The sequence below is a fragment of the Flavitalea antarctica genome (genome assembly GCF_054461535.1).
Genome location: NZ_JBTLQG010000009.1, coordinates 171,896 through 191,553, shown reverse-complemented (window position 1 = coordinate 191,553; position 19,658 = coordinate 171,896). Strand labels below are relative to the sequence as shown.

22 protein-coding genes are annotated in these 19,658 nt (G+C 43.7%); 10 read left to right on the top strand and 12 right to left on the bottom strand.

What is annotated here, in order from left to right; all coding sequences use genetic code 11:
* Together ACX0G7_RS11610 and ACX0G7_RS11605 are read right to left on the bottom strand one after the other, a co-directional pair.
* On the bottom strand, positions 1–733 hold a 733-nt coding region (locus ACX0G7_RS11610), incomplete at its 3' end, for an alginate export family protein (protein WP_458923639.1).
* Positions 734–792: 59 nt separating this feature from the next.
* On the bottom strand, positions 793–1,521 hold the full coding sequence (locus ACX0G7_RS11605) for an isochorismatase family protein (RefSeq protein WP_458923638.1): 729 nt from the start codon (positions 1,519–1,521) through the stop codon (positions 793–795).
* Positions 1,522–1,722: 201 nt separating this feature from the next.
* Between ACX0G7_RS11605 and ACX0G7_RS11600 the strand changes: the two genes are divergently transcribed.
* Positions 1,723–2,124: a hypothetical protein gene (locus ACX0G7_RS11600; RefSeq protein WP_458923637.1), complete on the top strand. Its 402-nt coding sequence runs from the start codon at positions 1,723–1,725 to the stop codon at positions 2,122–2,124.
* A complete protein-coding gene (locus tag ACX0G7_RS11595) occupies positions 2,100–4,991 on the top strand; it encodes a sigma-54-dependent Fis family transcriptional regulator (RefSeq protein ID WP_458923636.1) in 2,892 nt (963 codons plus the stop codon). The genes ACX0G7_RS11600 and ACX0G7_RS11595 overlap by 25 nt, the downstream gene beginning before the upstream one ends.
* Positions 4,992–5,210: 219 nt before the next feature.
* On the opposite strand, the gene ACX0G7_RS11590 is transcribed toward ACX0G7_RS11595, so the two are convergent.
* From ACX0G7_RS11590 to ACX0G7_RS11565, 6 genes are all read right to left on the bottom strand, one after another.
* A complete protein-coding gene (locus ACX0G7_RS11590; protein WP_458923635.1) occupies positions 5,211–7,598 on the bottom strand; it encodes a spermidine synthase family protein in 2,388 nt (795 codons plus the stop codon).
* A 53-nt stretch (positions 7,599–7,651) separates the two neighbouring features.
* Positions 7,652–8,344, bottom strand: a complete 693-nt coding sequence (locus ACX0G7_RS11585; RefSeq protein ID WP_458923634.1) for a protein-L-isoaspartate(D-aspartate) O-methyltransferase — start codon at positions 8,342–8,344, stop codon at positions 7,652–7,654.
* A 69-nt stretch (positions 8,345–8,413) separates the two neighbouring features.
* Complete coding sequence (locus tag ACX0G7_RS11580) at positions 8,414–9,670, bottom strand: hypothetical protein (RefSeq protein ID WP_458923633.1); 1,257 nt, start codon at positions 9,668–9,670, stop codon at positions 8,414–8,416.
* A 158-nt stretch (positions 9,671–9,828) separates the two neighbouring features.
* Positions 9,829–10,311, bottom strand: a complete 483-nt coding sequence (locus tag ACX0G7_RS11575) for a (R)-mandelonitrile lyase (protein ID WP_458923632.1) — start codon at positions 10,309–10,311, stop codon at positions 9,829–9,831.
* 52 nt (positions 10,312–10,363) lie between these two features.
* Positions 10,364–10,750: a cyclophilin-like fold protein gene (locus ACX0G7_RS11570; protein WP_458923631.1), complete on the bottom strand. Its 387-nt coding sequence runs from the start codon at positions 10,748–10,750 to the stop codon at positions 10,364–10,366.
* Between the two features lie 88 nt (positions 10,751–10,838).
* On the bottom strand, positions 10,839–11,399 hold the full coding sequence (locus ACX0G7_RS11565) for a sugar O-acetyltransferase (RefSeq protein ID WP_458923630.1): 561 nt from the start codon (positions 11,397–11,399) through the stop codon (positions 10,839–10,841).
* A gap of 121 nt (positions 11,400–11,520) precedes the next feature.
* On the opposite strand from ACX0G7_RS11565, the gene ACX0G7_RS11560 reads away from it, so the two are divergent.
* Complete coding sequence (locus tag ACX0G7_RS11560) at positions 11,521–12,345, top strand: helix-turn-helix domain-containing protein (protein WP_458923629.1); 825 nt, start codon at positions 11,521–11,523, stop codon at positions 12,343–12,345.
* 25 nt (positions 12,346–12,370) lie between these two features.
* Here the strand turns inward: ACX0G7_RS11560 and ACX0G7_RS11555 are convergent, their stop codons facing one another.
* Positions 12,371–13,357, bottom strand: a complete 987-nt coding sequence (locus ACX0G7_RS11555; RefSeq protein WP_458923628.1) for a bestrophin family protein — start codon at positions 13,355–13,357, stop codon at positions 12,371–12,373.
* A 471-nt stretch (positions 13,358–13,828) separates the two neighbouring features.
* On the opposite strand from ACX0G7_RS11555, the gene ACX0G7_RS11550 reads away from it, so the two are divergent.
* Genes ACX0G7_RS11550 through ACX0G7_RS11520 form a run of 7 tightly spaced genes read left to right on the top strand, consistent with a single transcriptional unit; the run spans position 13,829 to position 17,462 of the window.
* Positions 13,829–14,302 (top strand): YHS domain-containing (seleno)protein, encoded by a 474-nt coding sequence (locus ACX0G7_RS11550; RefSeq protein ID WP_458923627.1) that lies wholly within the window; start codon positions 13,829–13,831, stop codon positions 14,300–14,302.
* Positions 14,299–15,216, top strand: a complete 918-nt coding sequence (locus ACX0G7_RS11545) for a hypothetical protein (protein ID WP_458923626.1) — start codon at positions 14,299–14,301, stop codon at positions 15,214–15,216. The genes ACX0G7_RS11550 and ACX0G7_RS11545 overlap by 4 nt, the downstream gene beginning before the upstream one ends.
* A gap of 11 nt (positions 15,217–15,227) precedes the next feature.
* Complete coding sequence (locus tag ACX0G7_RS11540) at positions 15,228–15,644, top strand: DM13 domain-containing protein (RefSeq protein ID WP_458923625.1); 417 nt, start codon at positions 15,228–15,230, stop codon at positions 15,642–15,644.
* Positions 15,645–15,662: 18 nt separating this feature from the next.
* Positions 15,663–16,106, top strand: a complete 444-nt coding sequence (locus ACX0G7_RS11535; RefSeq protein ID WP_458923624.1) for a YHS domain-containing (seleno)protein — start codon at positions 15,663–15,665, stop codon at positions 16,104–16,106.
* Between the two features lie 39 nt (positions 16,107–16,145).
* Positions 16,146–16,625: a GNAT family N-acetyltransferase gene (locus ACX0G7_RS11530; RefSeq protein ID WP_458923623.1), complete on the top strand. Its 480-nt coding sequence runs from the start codon at positions 16,146–16,148 to the stop codon at positions 16,623–16,625.
* Positions 16,626–16,653: 28 nt separating this feature from the next.
* A complete protein-coding gene (locus ACX0G7_RS11525; RefSeq protein ID WP_458923622.1) occupies positions 16,654–17,217 on the top strand; it encodes a sigma-70 family RNA polymerase sigma factor in 564 nt (187 codons plus the stop codon).
* Positions 17,218–17,222: 5 nt separating this feature from the next.
* The gene (locus ACX0G7_RS11520; RefSeq protein ID WP_458923621.1) at positions 17,223–17,462 is read left to right on the top strand and encodes a hypothetical protein; all 240 of its coding nucleotides are present in this window, start codon (positions 17,223–17,225) and stop codon (positions 17,460–17,462) included.
* A 197-nt stretch (positions 17,463–17,659) separates the two neighbouring features.
* Here the strand turns inward: ACX0G7_RS11520 and ACX0G7_RS11515 are convergent, their stop codons facing one another.
* The 3 genes from ACX0G7_RS11515 to ACX0G7_RS11505 form a co-directional block, all read right to left on the bottom strand.
* The gene (locus ACX0G7_RS11515) at positions 17,660–18,082 is read right to left on the bottom strand and encodes a DoxX family protein (RefSeq protein ID WP_458923620.1); all 423 of its coding nucleotides are present in this window, start codon (positions 18,080–18,082) and stop codon (positions 17,660–17,662) included.
* 501 nt (positions 18,083–18,583) lie between these two features.
* Positions 18,584–18,829: a hypothetical protein gene (locus ACX0G7_RS11510; RefSeq protein ID WP_458923619.1), complete on the bottom strand. Its 246-nt coding sequence runs from the start codon at positions 18,827–18,829 to the stop codon at positions 18,584–18,586.
* Between the two features lie 74 nt (positions 18,830–18,903).
* Complete coding sequence (locus ACX0G7_RS11505) at positions 18,904–19,467, bottom strand: Crp/Fnr family transcriptional regulator (protein ID WP_458923618.1); 564 nt, start codon at positions 19,465–19,467, stop codon at positions 18,904–18,906.
* Between the last annotated feature and the right edge of the window lie 191 nt (positions 19,468–19,658).

Genomic DNA, 19,658 nt, shown 5'->3' with positions numbered 1-19,658 from the left:
CCCTTGCCCGGTGCGGCTGTTTAGTATAGCTTGCCGATGGATTGTAAAACCCGAGGTAATAGAAGTCAGCATTTATTCCCACCACTTTCTTGCTTCCATATAAGCCCCACAATTGCTGGTTGTTACCCAATACATCATTATCAAAAATACCTGGTCGGTTGTTGACGATGTAAGCGAAAAAGGCATCTGCTGAAAGATCGTTCTGTACAAAATGTGTTCGTAATCCGTCATAAGTACTACGGACGTTAGGTCCTTCCCGAGGCGCTATTAACCGTCCCATTCCGAAAAACAATTCCTGCCTGCCCGCCCTGATGTAGCTTTTGCCCCCTTTACCAAATCGGTATTCCCCAAATGCGTTTAGCAAAAACAAACGGTCTTCGTCCACCGGTGCAATGCGCAGGTCTTTTTCTGTTACAAGGCCCCTGCCCAGCTGAACAAACGTTCTCCACCGCTTCCCAAAAAGCAGATCGGCGTGTATCATGAAACGGGTGAGCCAATAGCCATCCTTCACTCCACCGGAATCGTATCCTTGCACCCGTTCATACATCTCCCGGTAGTCCAGGCCGAATGCGGCCCTGACGTATCCGGAACGATTCAGCGGAATACTTTTTATGCGCAACCATTCCTTGTTTTTTGTCGTGTCTGGCTGGCGGCTGTAGGTTTCGTCAAACCGAAGAATCCTTGGTTTAAAAGCAGGTTCATTTTGCCCAAATGCTGTTAACAAATTAAACATAATCAACAGAAGTAGGATGGAGCGTCTCATTACAGTTGACGATTGATACGTGAAGTACACTACTTCTTTTCCTCAGGGTAACTGCGGAAAGCGCCCCAACTTGCATTTTCCTGGTAGAGCTTACCTACTGCTGAACCGTAAGGTGATTGCCAGTCTTTCATGAGTTCACTTGCCAGGGTACCCCAGCTAACCATCACCGCACCTGCTTGTGTCATTCGCATCATGGCAGCCATTTCGGCTATTTCCTGGTCGCTGCCGCTGCAATCTGTAACCACATACACATCATAACCTGCCCGTAATAAATCGATGGTCAGGAGTTGGGTACAGATATCTAATGAAATACCGCCGACAATCAACTTTTTGCGCCCCATCTTTTTTACTGCTTCCTGAAACTTTGGTTCGTCCCACGCGCTGGGTGTGTGGCGCTCTACCCGAACGGCTTTTGACAGATATTCACCGACCAACGGATAAAATTTCCCTCTGAAACCGCCTTCTTCGCCCAGCATGATCGTTGGCAAATTGAAGAAATTGCTCATTTTGGCAAGTGCTGTGGCATTCTGATTGAAGACGGCTTTGGGAATGGTATTTAATCCCGGATCGAAACCAGTTAAAAAATCCACCATGATCAGTCCTGAGTTGTTGACGCTGAGTTTTTCCGTGTAGTCTCTTACAACACTCACTTTTGGATGTTGATCAGCAATTGTTTTTTCTTTTTCTGTAAAGCTATAAAAGGCAAAAGCCGAAATACTTAAACCACTAAGTGCAACAAGGATGGTCTTCCTTTTCATGATTGATTTTTTAAATGAACGATAGTAATCCGATATGACCCAATGTGTCCATTACGATGCCAATAGATAATACCTTGACTTTCAAAGAGTGGTAAGCATTATCATCTTTTATTAAGACGTTATTTAGTCATAAGATGAAGCAATAAAAACGTAATACAGTCTTTGAACCTTTTTTATCAGGCCGATGTAATAAGTCGACATATGAGCAAAAAGTCCCGAATCCAAAAAACGTTAGGCCTGTTGTCACACCAAGAGTTGCTTCAGCTACTAGACATCGGCAGCGCCATTACCAGGGCAACAAACCCTGATGAATTACTGACAACTATAAGAGAAACAGTCATTAAAATCATTCCTTTTCATGATACAGGTATTGTGTTAGTTGAACCAGACGGCTTACATCACCATGATTTGTTGGCAAACAGCAGGGGACGGGGGACCACCGCAGGCAATATGGAATTACAGGAAGATGGTGGCATTTTGAGGAAGGAACTTCCTGGTTCTTTTGTAGCCCATGCAATAAACGAAATGGAAAAGGCGGGAGGCCCTATAATTGAAGACTATGAATCAGCAATTGAAAAATGCACAATTCACTCTGTTTCATAAGTAATGAATTGTGCTACAAACAAGGTATTGGTGCAATACTTACATCCGGGGGAAAAAGTTTTGGAACGTTCTGGCTATACAGTTTAGATAAAGATGGTTTTAATGAAAAGCAACTTCCATTGTTTGCAGCTATCGCTGAACAAGTATCAGTAGCCGCTTCCCATATTCTCGTGACTGACGAAATCAGAGAACGGGAACGTGAACAATCTGCACTGCTGGAAATAAGTGAGGCAATAGCCACGGTACACAACAGCAAACAATTGCTCAAAGTCATTTATGAAAAAATTCAGCCCTTGTTTGATTATGACAATGCCGGATTGTTTATCCTCAGCAAAGAAGGCGATGCGGTTTATGAGTTGAGCGACTATGAAGTGCTCCCGGATGAAGTGCAAAAGGAACTTGAAGCAAATAACCTGTTCAGACCGTTCCCTATGAAAGGGCTTACTAAAGATTTTTGGTTTCATTACAAAGAGCCAGCCATCACAACGATCCGGGAACAAGCTGCGTATGTAACTAATGCCGGCGGAAAACATCATTTTAAAATCGGCATGGCGCATGGGTTAAAGGAGCTGATCGGCGGTCCCCTCAACTGCGGTGGCAAAAAGATTGGCATGTTGTGCTTCAATACAAAAAAAGAAAACTTCTATGCTAAAAAACATATCAATTTGTTCCGCCCGATATCAGATCTTATAGCCATTGCGGTTGCTAATATTTTAGCGAATACAGAGATACTCGAAAGAGAAAAAGAAAAAACAAGGCTGCTTGAGCTCACTAAATTAATTGCCCAGGTTAAAGGCAATTCAGATTTGCTCCGGCTGGTTGTGCAAAACATAAAACCACTGTTCAATTTTCATAATTTCAGTGTTTTTGTTCTTAGCGCCGATGGTTCGACACATACCGACCTTACTGTGTTGCAATCCGATGGGATTCCCGGCGAGTGGAACGGTTTTCTTCCAAATGTATCGGCAGATATTTGCCACCCAAATTCGCTGGTAGAATGGATGATGGAAAAAATTAGTAAAGCTGATCAGCCGGTGCTTTTTGACTTCCCCGCGCTCCTGGAATTATTTCCGGAGTACCCCCAATTTTCAGCAGCGGATATACTTAAAATGGGATACCAGGAATGTCTGGCCTATAACCTGATCGTAAGAGATAAGAAAATTGGGATGTTTTGCATGCATGCACTAGCCAAAGATTTTTTTAAGCCGTCAGTATATCCAATTTTTCAATCTGTAACCGAAAGTATTTCAATAGCTGTCGCCAATATTTTAGCTAATGAAGAAATTCTTGAAAGAGAAAGAGAAAAATCGGTATTGTTAGAAATAACGGAAGCACTCAACAAGTGCACCAAGCGCCTGGATGCGCTAAAAGTGGTATTCCATCTTATAGGGAAACTATACCAGTACGATTATTCCAGTTTATTAATGATCAACGAGGAAGAGGACTACTATCAACTTCTGATTCACTCTGAGACTATTGGTGATTCCACTTTATCAGAATGTGAAAATGATAAACCAGCCTATCATCGATCCGCCGCGGAATGGATGGCCAGTGATTTCCGCATTTCGTTACTGAAAGATGTATTGAAAAAATTCCCGGAAAATCAACACTTTCAGTTGCTGGAGAAATGCGGAATTCAACAAATGCTTTTTGCGCCTTTGATCGCAAATAATAAAACAGTGGGCATTTTTTGTATTTGTTCCAAACTGAACAACGCTTTCAACCAAAAGAAACTGGTGCTTTTTCATCATATCTCGGAACAGATATCCATTGCTGTCGCCAACATCATCGCCAATGAAGAAATCATATCACTCAACAAACAATTAGAAGCGCAGAACGCCTATCTCGTGGAAGAAGTAGAACAGCAATACAACTTCGAAGAAATGATTGGGCAGAACCCAAAGTTTATCGAAGTGTGTAAGAACATCGGGCTGGTAGCTAAAACCGACACCACTGTTTTGATTTTGGGTGAAACGGGTACGGGAAAAGAATTGGTGGCAAGAGCCATTCACAACAATTCGCCACGGAAAGGCAAGCCGTTGATAAAACTCAACTGCGCCGCCTTGCCGGCTAGTCTGATAGAAAGTGAATTGTTCGGACACGAACGAGGAGCATTTACCGGGGCATTTGAACGGCGCATCGGGAAGTTTGAGCTGGCAAACGGGAGTACTTTGTTTTTAGACGAAGTAGGCGAGCTACCACCGGAGCTACAGGCAAAATTATTGCGAGCCCTGCAGGAAAAAGAAATTGAACGTTTGGGCAGCAACAAGATCATCAAAGTTGATGTTCGCATTATTGCAGCCACAAACCGGGATTTACACAGAGAAGTAAAAGCCGGAAGATTCCGCGAAGATCTTTTTTACCGCCTGCACATATTTCCGATCCATTTGCCGCCTCTTCGGGACCGCAAAGAAGATCTGCCACTGTTAGCAACACATTTTTTACAGCGTTATGGACAAAAGAACGGAAAGAAGATTCAGGGCTTTAGTAATAAAGCCTTGCAGGAGATAATGAGCTACAACTGGCCAGGTAATATCCGTGAACTGGAGCACATCATTGAACGCAGTGTGATCATCAGCAATTCAAAACTGATACAGGATTTAAACTTACCGGATATCGCGAGAATCCGCACAACTTCATCGGCCAATGAATTTGTGATTAAACCCTGGGAAGAGCAGGAAAGGGATTACATACTGGAAGTGTTAAGACTTACCAATGGAAATGTAAAGGGCAAAGGCGGCGCAGCTGAATTGTTGCAACTGCCCCCAACCACCTTGCAATCAAAGATGAACAAGCTGGGAATTAAGCGGAAGCATTTTGCGCCAATAAGCGTTATCAAACTTTCAGAAGACAAAAGCTTAAAGTGATAACGACTAAAAACATTCAGGATTCAGGGAAGAGATGTTTCCCTTTTTTACGGTTTTAACGATTATGCAGCTGAAGCCATAATTACAAAAACCATGATTATGTTCACCTTGATCGTATTATTTGCCATTTCATTCTCGATAACTGTTTTCCGAAACTCTATCGATGTGAAAGAGACAGGTTATGATAACAATTTTAATGAGCTATAAACCGGGAAGTGTTTACAGCTTTAGCCACTTTATATGCACAAGGAACGAAAGGCAATAGGCGAATGCTGCAACCAACATTACCGAAATAAATCCTGCTTCTATACCAACTATCATCGCTAAAGCTGTACTTATTACAGAAACACATCCATTTATTCCCCAGGCCCAGGGCACCACCGCGGCATTCATTTTTGAAATATATGACAGCCCTGCGGGAAAAGGTATACCCATGAAAAATGCAAGCGGCGCTATGAGCAGGAACACAATCAAATACTTTAAGAACTGGTTCACATGAATAGTCTGTTGCAGGATTGGGGTCAATAAAAATGCATAGCTTGAAATCATGATAACAATAAATGTAAACACCATCCTTACCCGGTTTCTGTTCTGAATTAAGTGTTGGGAATGATAACTGCCCAACCCCGAGAATATTAGCAATAAAGTGATGACCGCCGATGCGGAGTAAACCTGGTTTCCAAAATATAACATGAACCGCTGAATGAATATCATTTCAAGAAACATATAACCCAGGCCTATCCCACTGAAGTAAAGTATAGTGCTGATTTTATATTCCCCTTTCCATCCGCTATTAATAAGCGGTAACACGATCAGAACGAGAGCGGCTATCGAAATCTGAACCAATGTTACAATGATCAGGAGATAGCCAAGTTCGAAAAATGGAAGTGATCGTTTGCCAAAAAAATCTGCAAGCCGGTTGAAGTGGCCCAATTTGATATACTGAGAAAAATACGGCTTATCATCTGTAGCCGGTTTAATATTAAAATCATAGTCTTCGTAAAACCCCTTTCTCCCGGGCAGGAATATTTGGTCTAGATAGTCAAAAAAACGATCGTCCTGAAACTGGTTATAACGGGATCGTTCTTCCTTTGTAAGGTTTGGAAGGATAGCAGGATCAAACATCATCTCTTCACAAAAATTACGGATCCTGTTGATTTCGGTCGAATTCAACGGTGACTTTGTCATGCCAAAGGTTATAGTGCCCCAGCTCCTTATTGCCACGATATGATCTTTAGGATTTTGTATGCCAGACTCCTGAAGCACTTCAACCATAGTCGACAAGATCCTTAACGGATTTCGGATAGGATAATCCATCCATGAACTAATGCTTATTATTCCTCCTGCATTGAGCTTAAGCAACATTTCCCGAAATGATTCTTTGGTAAGAATGAATTGTTCCTGCAGGGCATGTAATCCTGATGAACCACCAAATGATCCGACGATAGGTAAAATGATGAGATCGAAACGTGACTCGTGCATCGATAAAAAAGTCCTGGGCCCGAGGTTGTGGACGGATACACCAGGCAGAGTGAATAAAGAATCCGTTTCAACCGCAAATTCATTTTGTAACATCGAAAGAATTACCGGGTTTGCCTCCACTGCAACAATCTTTTTTGCCTTCCTGCTCACTGCATGAGCCACGTCAGTTCCTGTACCTGATTGCAGCACTAAAACACTATTTCTATCCGACATTATATATGGCAGTGCTGAGGTTGTATAATCAAGAATCGTGATCGTATCAGTTTTTTTCCAGTCGGTTACTGCCCCATACCAGTCCCCGTTTAAGAACGCAGCCATTTTTATCCCTGCTGTTTTTTCAGCCGTTAGACTCATACCAGGTGCATATCGTAAAGCCGGCGTGGTTGCGGCCTGAACAATGCCATAAGGGCTGGTTTTTTCCAGGGTAATTTTTGCCTCAGGAAGAAGCAATGTTTTGCTGATGTCTTTGTACTCCGATATGGTAAGACCAGGAGGATAGAAATATTTCCAGGTGATAACCGCAATTGCGAGTACCGCAAGACCAATATGCCAAATCTGCCTGCTTTTGGGAACCAGCATCAAAGCCGTTATTACTGGCAGGATCGCAATTAATGCAGGCAATTCTTTCGCAAAGTAAAATCTGATAAGCAGGATAATTAATATACCTCCTGCCCCTGACCCTAAAAGATTCGCGAAATATATTTTCCCTATATCTTCTACGTATTTAACAAACACTAACCCAATGGCCAGGGCGCCAAGGAAGAAAGGAATAAAATGGATCAGGTAAGTCACCAGTAACCTCCCCGGGTGACTATACTCGGCAAACAATAAATAAGAGTCAAAACGGATAGACGGGAGTTGCGAAACATCCGTGACAACAGACATTGCTAATGCGGTACATATTGATAAAACCGGGAGAAGAATTTCTACGTGTTTGACAAGGCGTTCCTGGAAAATTGCCAACACAGATCCCGCTGCGCCAAAACCAAGGAGGGCAATTGAAATAACCATGTAGGCAAAATGGTACCATTGAACGATAGAAAGTATCTGTATTAAGGCAAGTTGAAAAGCAATGATAGCTCCTGATAAAAAGAAGATGGATAAAAAAAGTTTGTTCCTGTTCATCACAATGAGTTGTGCTGAGGTGGTGATCAATAATCGGGAGTACCACCGCTGAATTATTCTTTCTTTCGTGTGAACGGCACGAAAATCACAGGCATTAAGCTTTTCGTAGTTATTTTCTTTCCTTTTTTCTCTATTAACATCAGCGTCTGATTCATAAAAGGAGAGCCTATTGGAATAACTATTTTACCACCATCTTTTAATTGCTCCAGTAAAGGAGGCGGAACAAATTCAGCAGCAGCAGTGACTATGATAGCATCATAAGGCGCTTTTTCTTTCCAGCCGTAGTATCCGTCGCTGACTTTTACATGTATATTGCTATATCCGGCATTTTTTAATCTTGCGGCTGCCGCATTTCCAAGCTCAGGAACAATTTCGATAGTGTATACCTCTTTTACTATTTCGGCCAGCACTGCTGCCTGGTAGCCGGAACCGGTTCCAATCTCCAGCACTGTGTGTCCGGGTTTTGGATTAATTACTTCCGTCATGTAAGCGACAATAAAAGGCTGTGAAATTGTTTGGCCGTAGCCTATTGGCAATGGCCGGTCCTCATAAGCATTACCTATAATATTTTCAGGTATGTACAAATGCCGTTTCACCGTCTTCATTGCTTTCAAAACAGCCGGGTCTTTTACTCCCCGCTTTTCTATTGATTGCAATACCAGATTTTCCCGCTTAACCTTAAACGGGTCTTCCTGGAAGGCGACAAGAAAGATCGGACATATCAATATGAATGGCAGAATACTCATTCTCTCACCTGCATACAATACGCTCCTTCAAAATTAGAACTTTTTGCAGGCTCTCATTAGGAAACGGCCTTAATCTTTCACCACCTCAAAGCTTCCCTTTTTTTCGCCCTCTTTCACAATCCATCCGGATGACAACTGCAATTTCCAACCGTCTCCGGAAAAGGTGGATTCATTGTGCTTAACCGGGGCTGCTACGCGACGGGAACTACCATCACTAGATACCAGGACTCCATTTTCTGCTTCCAGCTTTCCCCAGGCTCCTGAAGCACGAAATGGGCCAAAATATATCGTTCCTATTCCCGGAAGTGAAACGGCACCCCGGGTATCATAACTGTGACTTCCTCCAGGGAATAGAAGTGTCGGACCTTCAACAAAGGTGTGACGCAATTCATTGAGGCGGGCCTGGCGATCTTGTTCTCTCCTCTCCTCGGACAAAAGTATTTCAGCACTTTCGTACTTAGCCGCAGCTACAGTGACTTCAGGGCTTGGGTGAATATCCAGAGCTTGCATCAGTAGTACCGCAAGATCATCTGTACTTTTTATCCGCTTTCTCCAATCAGGTGAACTTGCATCGAGCAGGAGTCCATAGGCAGGACCTGAAAAATAAGCAAATGTGCGAACGAAACTCGCATCCTTAGCATTCCTTTCAGCATTGACAAGCAGATCAAGAGCACCAATAATCGCATCACTCTCAGAATCCGCTACCAGTACTGTGGCAGTATACGCTGCAAGGCCTTCGGTGATCTCCTGTCCTCGTTCATCTTCGCCACTGCGCGGATAAAGAAGTCGTCGGGCATTCCGAAATGCGAGGGCATCACAAATAGCCTGGTTTCGCTGATTACCAGATTCCCGAAGTGCATTCTCAAGTGCCCTCCACTCAAGTCTTAACCAATATCGACCCTCTTTTGTATCAAGATATTCTGGTGTACCAGCTGCTGCACCCAATTTGAGCTGAGGCTGAACGCCATGAAATAATTCGTGGAGAAATAACTCCTTTCGATCACGAGGCGATTTTGTCGCCACATCGCTCCAGATGTAAGATCCCCATATCTCTCCTCCCCATTGAACTGGGGCATTGACCAGACCAAGAAGTCGTGGCCTGGTTCCATCTGGTTCAGCTTTGCTGGTAGCTATCGTCTTTGTTTCCAGGTCGAAGATTACCATTGGTCCACAGATGGAAACACCCCATAAACGGCCATTATCCCGCTCGCAAAGCGCCTGCGCCTCTTTGAAATATTCTTTGGCACGTTGTTGATCAACCTGTGCAGTTGCAACGGTCACTATACAAAAGAGAATCAGTTGAAATATCAATTTGTGACATCGCATATTTCAGTGAGCAAAATTTAATTTTGGACAAATTAATTTCTTCAAAAAGTAACAAAACTTATTGAGCGGTTAGAATATTTAATGAAATTGTTTTGTCAACTTTTTTTTTGGCTCTTGAGTCTTCCTCTTAACGCGAAAACCTGGCTGTGCCATGGAAACTACTTTGCGTTGTTGTATTCTTCGTCCGTTACTTTCTGTAGCCAGGTCACAATCCCTTTCTCAGTTTTAGGTAAAATGTATAACTGTTGCATCCCGGAAGTTGCGCTTGCACCGTGCCAGTGCTCTACATCAGGGGGACACTTTACTACATCACCTTTCCTGATCGTTTGCCTCGGCTGTCCTTTTACCTGGTGGAAGCCCACACCGTCTGTAATAATCAATATCTGACCCGATGGGTGCCTGTGCCAATTGCTCCTGGCACCGGGTTCGAAGTAGACGTTTCCAATAACAGTATTGTAAGTGCTGTCATTTGCAACCAGTGGTGTGTTCCAGGCATTACCCGTAAAGTTTTCCGCCGGACCTTTTTCACCTTTTGGGAAAATGGCTGAAAGTTTTGTCGTATCATTTCCTGCTTTATTGTCCGTACAACTCGTTGTTAGCAATGCCAAAGAAGCGATTGCTATTATTTTTAATGACTTCATGTTATTCTTTTTATTAAGCTTTTACACTAACGGATGTTATTTATCGTGTTTTCTATTGCAATGCAAACGTCACCCTCACATCCGCTGAACCCAATGCCGCCGCCAAGCCGGATGCATCATCTATACGTCCCATTGGAGTATAGGGATATGAGGTTGAAAATGTCTTATAGAATAGCACTAACGTGTTGGAGCCATATAACCTCAGATCGCCTGCCTGTATCGTACCGGGATTTGAAGCGTTGGCGGGCAGATTATCCGGCAAGTCAAAAAATTTTTCATTGCCGTTCAAGTCTTTCATTTGAATCGTCAGCGGTAGTCTGGTTGTAAATGCAGTAACAGTCGCATTGTTGGAAAGCGTGGCAGTGAAAACATTAGTGCCGACTATTATCTTCAGTTTGGCACTGTCTATATTTGGAGCATGCGTGAAACTGGCTGCCATTTCGCTGGATTTATTGCAGCAGGCAAAGAGCTGGATGCAGATGAAACAGGATAAGATTGCGATAACAGGTTTCATGATTTTTGTTGTGTTAAAGGTGCTTGATGTGTTTTGCCGGGATACCGCCTACCACCGTATTCGCAGGTACATCCTGTGATACGACTGCTCCTGCCGCTACCACTGAATTTTCACCTATGGTGACGCCTTGTAAGATGATGGCACCGGCACCTATCCAGGCATTCTTTTGTATATGTATGTGTCCGGTAGTAAGCGTCTGCCTGGTATTTGCATCAGCAGGATGTCCTTCTGATAACAGGCATACTTTGGGAGCCAGCATCACATGGTCTTCAATGGTAATTCCACCGAGATCCAAAAACGTACAATCGAAATTGATGAACACATGTTTGCCTATCCGCGTATTTTTTCCGTAATTGATCTGGAAGGGAGGAAAGATCATAGAGGTGGCATGCAATTCAGCACCTGTGATCTGACCCATGAGCTCCCTGATCATGTCCGGATCGCTGGCTGCAGTAAGCCGAACGAGCAGCTCGCGTGTGGCCTGACAAGCATCAATGATCCTGAAATACTCCGGATCATTGAAAGCAACTGCTTCACCACCTATTAATCGCTGGAAGATATCTGTGTTTGGCATGACCATTTGCTTTATCATTTGAATCATAAAATTACAGCTGTTGCTTTTCCTAAATGTTACACTTTTCACGCAAATTGTTTCAAATATTACGTATAATTACCAATAGCATCAGTTAGTCGCAATGAACAAAGCAACAGTAGAGAAAATCATCCTGCTTAAATCGACCGGAAGGATTTCATTTCCGCGTCACTATTTACAACAATTCCATACGCATATTTTATGCAGCAGGGGAAAAATGCAATTTGTATTCAATGAGAAATCGTATTCAGCTAATGCGGGTGAATTCGTATTCTGGTTTGCGACCAGCCAGGTGAGAAAAATCACCTTTTCCAAAAGTTTCAAAGCGAACGTGCTGTTGGTAGAAAAAGATTTCCTTGACCAAAACATCCCTGACCAGAGCTGGAGTATTGATGTCATATTACATTCCAGGGCAAATCCAATCCTGCATTTGCACGATAAGGACAAAATAAAAGTTGTTTCAAATTTTTCGGTTTTGCATAACAGATACCAGGAGTCGGGACATCTTTTTTACAATGAAATACTGCAATTACAAATGCAACTCTTCCTCTTCGACATGTGGAACATCTTTTCCAATGAATATGAACGCCGGAAACGAACGGTAGAAAGCGGATCACTGTACGAGCGGTTTATGCACTTGGCACAGCAACATTGTATGGAAGAACGGGAGGTACAGTTTTATTCCAATCACCTGCACATTACACCGAAGTATCTGAACTACGTGTGTAAACAAAATACAGGTGTTACGGCTTCCGAATGGATACAACGATACGCCAAAGAGAGGATTATGCTATTGTTGAAAAATAAAAATCTCAATATTGCTGAGATAGCTGAAAAAATGGAGTTTTCAAGTCGTTCCTTTTTTACACGTTACGTAAAAAAATTGTTGGGTGTAACCCCAAGCGAATTCAGGAATCGATTAGCGTAAATAATAATCTGCAAGAACTTCATTTTTATAGTAATACTTCATCTATAGGTGATGCCTTTGGTGGTAAATTATCATCGCCCAGGAATTCCTTTACGTCCGTCTCGATGGTGATGCAAATGGCATGAAGCGGAACATCATTGATGGCATTATCGAAGGGGTTCTCACTAAACTCACCGACCTGTTCCATGGTGAAAAAAACCCAGGATATAAGCATCGAAAAGGGAATGGTGAGCCATACACCGTAAGTGCCGGCTTTGTCCATTTCATTTACCAGACCAAAAGGCAACAAGCAAACAAACAACACCACAAACACCCGGCTGAAGATACTATATTGACGATACAGGGGAGTAGTCTTGATTCGTTCACAGCCACCCTGGTGATTTATGAGCTCTCCGATCTGTTTTACGAGGTCGCTGTGTTCGAACTGGTCAATGATTCCCTTCTTCTTCAATTGTCCGAGCTCGTGAATTTGTTTTTTCAACAAATGGTTGGCAATGTTGCTGCGCTTGTTGAGCATTTCAAAATATTCCATCTTTCCTGCATCGGCAAATATTTTTCTCACACCGGCATCAAACTGTTCGAGTTCATGCTTTTCCGTCAAAAGCGTCTGGTGCAGGTGACTTCTGCTGGTAGCCCAAGGAATGGTTTTCCGAAGTTGCAACCGGAGAATGTGCACCCATGAAATGTGGCGATAGAGAAATTCTTTTTGGATTGATTTATCCGGGACAACTGCTATGAGCATTGCGGCGAAACTGCGGGAGGTATTTGTAATACTTCCCCAAAGCCTGCGCGCTTCCCACATCCGGTCGTAAGCCTGGTTGTTTTTAAAGCCTACATAAAATGCTACTGCTGTACCGATGGTAGCGATCGGAATAAATGAGATACCCAGCCATCGCCACCCGGCTATTTTGTACAACACACATACTGCCGAAGCGATTGCGAAAGTGCGCAGCAAGTTGTTACGGGCAAAGTGCCAGAGCAGTGAGAATTTAAAATCCTTTCCTACATACATAAGCGGTAATTCGTAAATTAGAGGTTGGGTACCGTGATGAAGCAATACTAACAAATGTCTGCAACGAAATTATTTTAGCGACACTTGTCTATGAAATTACTCCTAAGTTTTTTATACGGATCTGACCAGGACACGCCTGGTACAGAAAAATGTTTAAGTATTTCACCCCTAAACCCGATAGCGATTAAACAAAAGTCAAGTGAGCTGAATCTATGTGGTCAGCTAACATGGACAGAAGGCTAACGGCAAATTATGGGGGCAAGCTTGCTCAGGTTAATCATGGACGACGCATATGTCGAATGTAGAAAACAGCCTGGCCTGTTCTTCACATTCTTATTTTCCTTGTTTTAAAAGTAGATCGGTAATAAGGCAACAAAAATACTGACAGTGTGATAAACCGACCCGAAAAATATTTCATTTCATTTTAGTAAGGATAAGATCAAGCCTGCGTCTCTATAACAAAAAACAGGCATGAAACAAATTGCTTTTATCGCAATATCCTTTTTCTCTTTAGTTGGAGAGCTCTCCGCACAAATCAACAGCCGGCAACAAGCCTTTAATCTTTCGGGCAATGCCATCGCCATCCAGGGCTACGACCCGGTAGCGTACTTCATCCAGGGAAAAGCGGTGGAAGGAAAACGGACCTATTCAGTGTTGCATGAGGGCATCACCTATCAGTTTTCGTCTCAACAGAACAAAGAAGCATTCATGGCGCAGCCGGCGAAGTACGAACCGCAGTACGGTGGATGGTGTGCTTATGCGATGGGTGCCACCGGCGAAAAAGTTGACGTTGATCCTGAAACCTTTAAAGTGGTGAACGGAAAACTCTTTCTCTTTTACAACAAGTTTTTCAACAACACGCTAAAGTCATGGAACAAAGATGAGAAGAATCTGCATTCAAAGGCAGATGTCAATTGGTCTAAATTATACAAACAGAAATCATGAAAAGATTATTCAGCACGCTGCTACTTGCCGTTGTTGGAACAGGAGTGCATGCACAAGGCTGCAGCGATGCCGGCTTTTGCTCAATTGGCAATCTTGGTCATTCTGCGCCCACTGAAAATACAAGAGGAATGCACTACCTGAAACTAACGCTACCTGCCGGCCTTGGCGATGACGACGTGTTTGTCTTTTCTCCTGGTTTGGAGTATGGATACAGCGTCGGGCGCTGGCAGCTCTCTGGAAAACTAACCGGCAATTACGCCTCGGGAATCTTAGGCAGTGCAGCCGGTGCAGGGGACGTGTTTCTTTCTGCCACTTATGCGCTGCCGGCTTCAAAAGGCTGGCAATCTTCTTTTACCCTGGGCACAAAGCTGCCGCTAAATCAAAGCAATCTAAAGGAAGATGGTCTTTCTCTTCCGATGCAGTATCAAAGCAGCCTCGGAACAGTGGACCTAATTACTGGCATAGCCATTAGCAGCGAAAAGTGGAAAGTAGCAGCGGGTTGGCAACAACCATTAACAGGCATTAATAGAAATAATTTTCTGCCACAATACTGGAGTGAGGATAAAGCCGCAGCATATCCGCCTACGAATGATTTCAATCGTAAAGGGGATGTACTGCTGCGTACTTCTTATCGGGTTTTTAAGAAGGCGGAATGGTCGCTGGAAGGCGGGCTGCTAGCCATTTATCACCTGGGTGACGACACCTATATTGATGCGAATATCAGTAACGCGCCGATCGCCATACAGGGCTCTCAGGGGCTGACGCTAAACATTACGGCTTCGCTTGACATTGAGCTTAACAAGCGCTGGTCGCTGGGAATAATTGCCGGTGTGCCGCTGGTAGTCCGGGATGTGCGCCCCGATGGCTTGACCCGGAGTTTCGTAGTGGCACCGCAAATCACCTATAACTTTTAAATCAACATGTTATGAAAACGCTGATGTTGTTTTCCCTGCTCCTGCTTTTTACAGCCTGCAAAAAAGAAAGTGCCTCCAATACACCGGCAACCGAAACCGTACAACCCGGCGCGGCGGTACAGGCAAAAGGTTCGTTTGTAAACGGACCCTACGGAAGAGTGAGTGGCGTGGGCAAAGTGGTACGCAACGCCAACAACACGTACGACGTGGTCCTGGACAGTTTCATGACGAACAATGGTCCCGACCTGTACGTGTACCTGTCAAAGGAAGCCATGCCGGTTACGTTTATCGAAGTGGGCAAACTAAGATCCACCGGCGGCACACAGGTGTATTCCCTCACTGCCGCACCCGACCTTTCCCAATACAAATACATCTGCATTCATTGTAAAGCCTTCAATCACCTCTTTGGCTATGCGCAATTGCCTTAACCTTTAAAACTATCAGACATGAAACTTTTACTCATTGCCGTTACCTTATTTTTTACAGCCTGCTGCACCGCCCAGGATAAGGGCGCGGAGTATTTTCAAAAAGATGGCGCCGCCATTGGCGGGTACGATCCGGTTGCCTTTTTCAAGGAAAGCAAACCGGTAAAAGGCTCAGCCGCTTACCAACTGAAATGGAAAGATGCAGACTGGCAGTTCGCCTCGCAGCAAAATCTTGACAGCTTTAAAGTCGCCCCCGAACAATATGCACCGCAGTATGGCGGCTATTGTGCCTTTGGCGCTTCGAGGGGATACAAAGCCCCAACCGAAGCCGACACCTGGACGGTGCACAATGGTAAGCTGTATTTTAATTACAACCAGGAAGTAAAAAACACCTGGGATAAAGACCGTCCAACGTATATTGCCAAAGCCGATGGCCATTGGGAGAAGATCAGGTTTAGTAAGTGATATTCATCTTAAGCCATTGCAGTATTTAAATCAATTAACGTGTCCGAAATTCGTAACGTAGAAAAGAAAGATTTGGATGCCTTGAAAACAGTCATTGGCACAACCGGATTGTTTCCTTCCGGGCTGCTTGATGAGATGATGAGGGATTACTTCACCAACCCGGCTACCGAAGACATTTGGTTGACAAAAGAGATGAATGGAGTACCCATCATTATTGCATATTGCGCCCCCGAGAAATTGACCGACGGTACGTACAATCTCTATCTGATTGCCGTTCACAAGGACCTGCATAGCAAAGGCATTGGGGCAGAAATGATGGCTTATATTGAAGCAAGGCTTATATCTGAGGGAAAGCGTATTTTGATTGTGGAGACATCCGGGTTGCCGGAGTTTGAAAGAACACGGAAATTCTACGACAACTGCCAATATGAAAGAGCCGGGGTTATCCGGGACTTTTACAAAGAGGGGGAGGACAAAGTGATCTTCCTGAAGAAATTAAACGCCTCCGCGGTTGTTTAGAAAGGGTAAAGAACAGGGTTACCAAGCAATGGAAAAAGAAAGAACCTTTCGTAACTGGGTGAACGAGCATTCCGATACGCTGTATCGTTTTGCCCTGCAGCGACTGCGGGACGACGAGCTGTGCAAGGACCTGGTGCAGGAGACATTTTTGGCAGCCTGGCGCAATATGGATGGCTACAAAGGTGAGGCATCCGTAAAGAACTGGTTGTTTGTAATTATCAAAAGCAAAATCACCGACCATTACCGCAAGGCGCACACCCGCATGGAAGTGGAAACCATCCGGCAGGAACACGGCGACCACCGATTTTTTGACGAAGAAGACCATTGGCGAAAAGGTGTGTACCCAAAGCAATGGAGTGTAGACTTCAGCAACCCGGTAGAGGCAAAAGAATTTCAGCAAGTCTTTCGCTCGTGCGGAAAAAAATTGAAAACGCTGCCCAACACGGTCTTTGCAATGAAGTATGTAGATGGCTTGAGCAGTGAAGAGATCTGCAGGGACTTGAGCCTTACTTCGTCTAACTATTGGGTGCTGTTGCACAGGGCTAAAGTACAATTGCGGGCTTGCCTGGAAAAAAACTGGCTACAAAAATGAATGTTATGAGCAGGAAGATTAGTTGCAAGCAGGCAGTCGATTATATTTCCAAAAAGGAAGAAGCAAAACTTTCTGCGGGACAGCGGTTTGCATTGTGGCGACACCTTACCGGGTGCAGCCTGTGCCGCATCTTCCAGGTGCAGAATAGAATTATTGGTAAGGCGATGACCCAGGGTTTTGCTGATAGCCTCACAACGGAGGAAAAAGAAGCGATTGTAAAATCAGTAATCAAATCAGAAAGCTAAGATTCCTTACGTTCAGGATATCTTCTTCGTACAGCATGCGTTTTCCCTGAACGTCTTTACCCCCTCCTTCAGCGGCCCATGTAGCTAACGTTGAAAACGGCAACGGACGACTCTATCCGTCGCCCGTTCATTAAGCCAGCATACCTGGTAATTATTGTACGGAATCTTGAACCTGACTGGCATCACAGGCAGTAGACTTAAGCACGGGTAATACGGAAGGGTACAAAACGCTGTGGAAAAAACCGGCCCAATTGATGCCGGCAAAGCCAGAACAAAATAGCGGCACTAAGCAAAACAACCAGGGCATAAATAAAAAGCAGTCCGCCGTCGCCCTGAACGGAAATGCCCAGGTAAAAAATGTGGGTTAAAACAGCGCCGCTCATGATGCCCATTGCCAGCAAAGCACCCAGTACGGTAGTATAGGGAATAAGAATGAGTGCGGAAGCAATTAACTCCATAACACCCGTACCAATACGTCCCCAGGGTTCAATGCCTAAGGTGGAAAAGATATACACCGATTCCGGGGCGGCGGTAAACTTGAAGAAAAGGGTTTGCAACATGATGAATGCTGCGATACAGCGCAGCACCCAGGCAAAAATGGTTTTGGACTTAGCGGTCATAACATATGATTTTAGGGTTAGACGAGGTGATGTTTCGTTCCTTACAAACGGCCTTTATTTTTTTGTTCACCGTGATTTTATTTGCTGTCCCAGCTGATTTCCGAACGCATCATTATAGAGGCCAAACGGGAGCTTTACCTGACCTCTAAAGGGGTGAAGGAAATAGCCTGGGAGTTGGATTTCGAAGATGAGTATTACTTCAGCCGCTTTTAAAAATCAATGCAGAGGTGTCCCCGCAAACCTATCGGCAAACTGTAGGCTATGCAAGGGCAGAAGCGGTGGTTGACTAATTCAAAATTTAAACGAATAACTAATTCCAGGTGTTGGGTTTATTTGTAAACTTTCTCCCGGAGCTGCAAGCGCAATAACACCTATCCGAAAGCTTAAGCCCTTCCAAATCATCCAACGAAATCCCGTCTCAACAGCTACTGCGTTCTTCCCATCATAGTCCCTGCTTAATCCACGTAAATAAGATGCTCCGGCATAAAATGAAGAAGGTATCTACTTCTTATCCACCGGAAGAAACCAATAGGTTAAACCGGCCTTCACAAACTGCGTTGTTGTGTTCTCAGTAAAATTGGTAAGGTAGTAACCTCCGTGAACAGATATTTGCCTGTGGTGGTATTCTAACCCAATTGATGGATTTCGAAAACCATTGATACTTAGTTCGTTTTTGGGGAACCTGCTTTGCGCTAATGCAGTATCGGCTATGACGATTGACAGGGCTGTAAAAATCAGATGTTTCATTTTGAATTTTTTTAACAACGCAAAGATGAAACACTAAAAAAGGCTGCAGCAGGACAAATGTCCATTAATCGTGATTAAAGAATATTTTTTTGTATCCGGCTTAAATGGCGAGCCGTAACACCTAATATAGAAGCAAGATATTGCAAGGGTATTTGCCGGATAAGAGAAGGTTCTTTTTCCATCATTTTTAAATACCGATCCTGTGCAGTAAGCATAATTGCATCTAAACGGCTTTCATCAATACAGCATATTTGCCATTCAAGCATCCCTATATAAAAGTCCCTGAAGGCAGGGAAAGCGTTCTGCAATTTTATCAATGTTTCTTTCTCAATTACCCATACGTCTGTGTTAACAACAGCTCTTATATTTTCGCGGGCAGGAACTTGTTTTAGAAAACTTACCAACGAAGCAACAAAACTATTTTCACCAACAGAATAAGTAGTTTTTTCTTCACCATCAAGCAAAATATAATACTGCAAAAATCCCGTCTGAATAAAGCCCAGATATTTACTCACTTTGCCTTCCTGCACAAACAGCTCACCTCTCTTCAATTTTTTTAAGGTGAAACTGCCGGAAACAGTTTGGGCTTCATTCTCGTTGAGCCCCTGCCTAAGGAAGAATGACTGAAGAATATTCATTGTGGATGATCGTTTAAAATGCGTTAAAGAAGACGCCGGATGATATTATATCAGACATTGAACCGATTGAGTAATAGCCTAAATGTAAGCGGATTCACTATCTTAATCTAAAGTCATCAATGCGGCTTTTTGAATTCCGAAACCATTCATTATTTTATGAACACCCTGTACGCTCGCAAAACCATGGCAAG

Coding starts and splice junctions, on each gene's coding strand:
- ACX0G7_RS11605 (WP_458923638.1), bottom strand. CDS start 1,521: ATGAAAAGGAAGACCATCCTTGTTGCACTTAGTGGTTTAAGTATTTCG.
- ACX0G7_RS11600 (WP_458923637.1), top strand. CDS start 1,723: ATGAGCAAAAAGTCCCGAATCCAAAAAACGTTAGGCCTGTTGTCACAC.
- ACX0G7_RS11595 (WP_458923636.1), top strand. CDS start 2,100: ATGCACAATTCACTCTGTTTCATAAGTAATGAATTGTGCTACAAACAA.
- ACX0G7_RS11590 (WP_458923635.1), bottom strand. CDS start 7,598: ATGAACAGGAACAAACTTTTTTTATCCATCTTCTTTTTATCAGGAGCT.
- ACX0G7_RS11585 (WP_458923634.1), bottom strand. CDS start 8,344: ATGAGTATTCTGCCATTCATATTGATATGTCCGATCTTTCTTGTCGCC.
- ACX0G7_RS11580 (WP_458923633.1), bottom strand. CDS start 9,670: ATGCGATGTCACAAATTGATATTTCAACTGATTCTCTTTTGTATAGTG.
- ACX0G7_RS11575 (WP_458923632.1), bottom strand. CDS start 10,311: ATGAAGTCATTAAAAATAATAGCAATCGCTTCTTTGGCATTGCTAACA.
- ACX0G7_RS11570 (WP_458923631.1), bottom strand. CDS start 10,750: ATGGCAGCCAGTTTCACGCATGCTCCAAATATAGACAGTGCCAAACTG.
- ACX0G7_RS11565 (WP_458923630.1), bottom strand. CDS start 11,399: ATGCCAAACACAGATATCTTCCAGCGATTAATAGGTGGTGAAGCAGTT.
- ACX0G7_RS11560 (WP_458923629.1), top strand. CDS start 11,521: ATGAACAAAGCAACAGTAGAGAAAATCATCCTGCTTAAATCGACCGGA.
- ACX0G7_RS11555 (WP_458923628.1), bottom strand. CDS start 13,357: ATGTATGTAGGAAAGGATTTTAAATTCTCACTGCTCTGGCACTTTGCC.
- ACX0G7_RS11550 (WP_458923627.1), top strand. CDS start 13,829: ATGAAACAAATTGCTTTTATCGCAATATCCTTTTTCTCTTTAGTTGGA.
- ACX0G7_RS11545 (WP_458923626.1), top strand. CDS start 14,299: ATGAAAAGATTATTCAGCACGCTGCTACTTGCCGTTGTTGGAACAGGA.
- ACX0G7_RS11540 (WP_458923625.1), top strand. CDS start 15,228: ATGAAAACGCTGATGTTGTTTTCCCTGCTCCTGCTTTTTACAGCCTGC.
- ACX0G7_RS11535 (WP_458923624.1), top strand. CDS start 15,663: ATGAAACTTTTACTCATTGCCGTTACCTTATTTTTTACAGCCTGCTGC.
- ACX0G7_RS11525 (WP_458923622.1), top strand. CDS start 16,654: ATGGAAAAAGAAAGAACCTTTCGTAACTGGGTGAACGAGCATTCCGAT.
- ACX0G7_RS11520 (WP_458923621.1), top strand. CDS start 17,223: ATGAGCAGGAAGATTAGTTGCAAGCAGGCAGTCGATTATATTTCCAAA.
- ACX0G7_RS11515 (WP_458923620.1), bottom strand. CDS start 18,082: ATGACCGCTAAGTCCAAAACCATTTTTGCCTGGGTGCTGCGCTGTATC.
- ACX0G7_RS11510 (WP_458923619.1), bottom strand. CDS start 18,829: ATGAAACATCTGATTTTTACAGCCCTGTCAATCGTCATAGCCGATACT.
- ACX0G7_RS11505 (WP_458923618.1), bottom strand. CDS start 19,467: ATGAATATTCTTCAGTCATTCTTCCTTAGGCAGGGGCTCAACGAGAAT.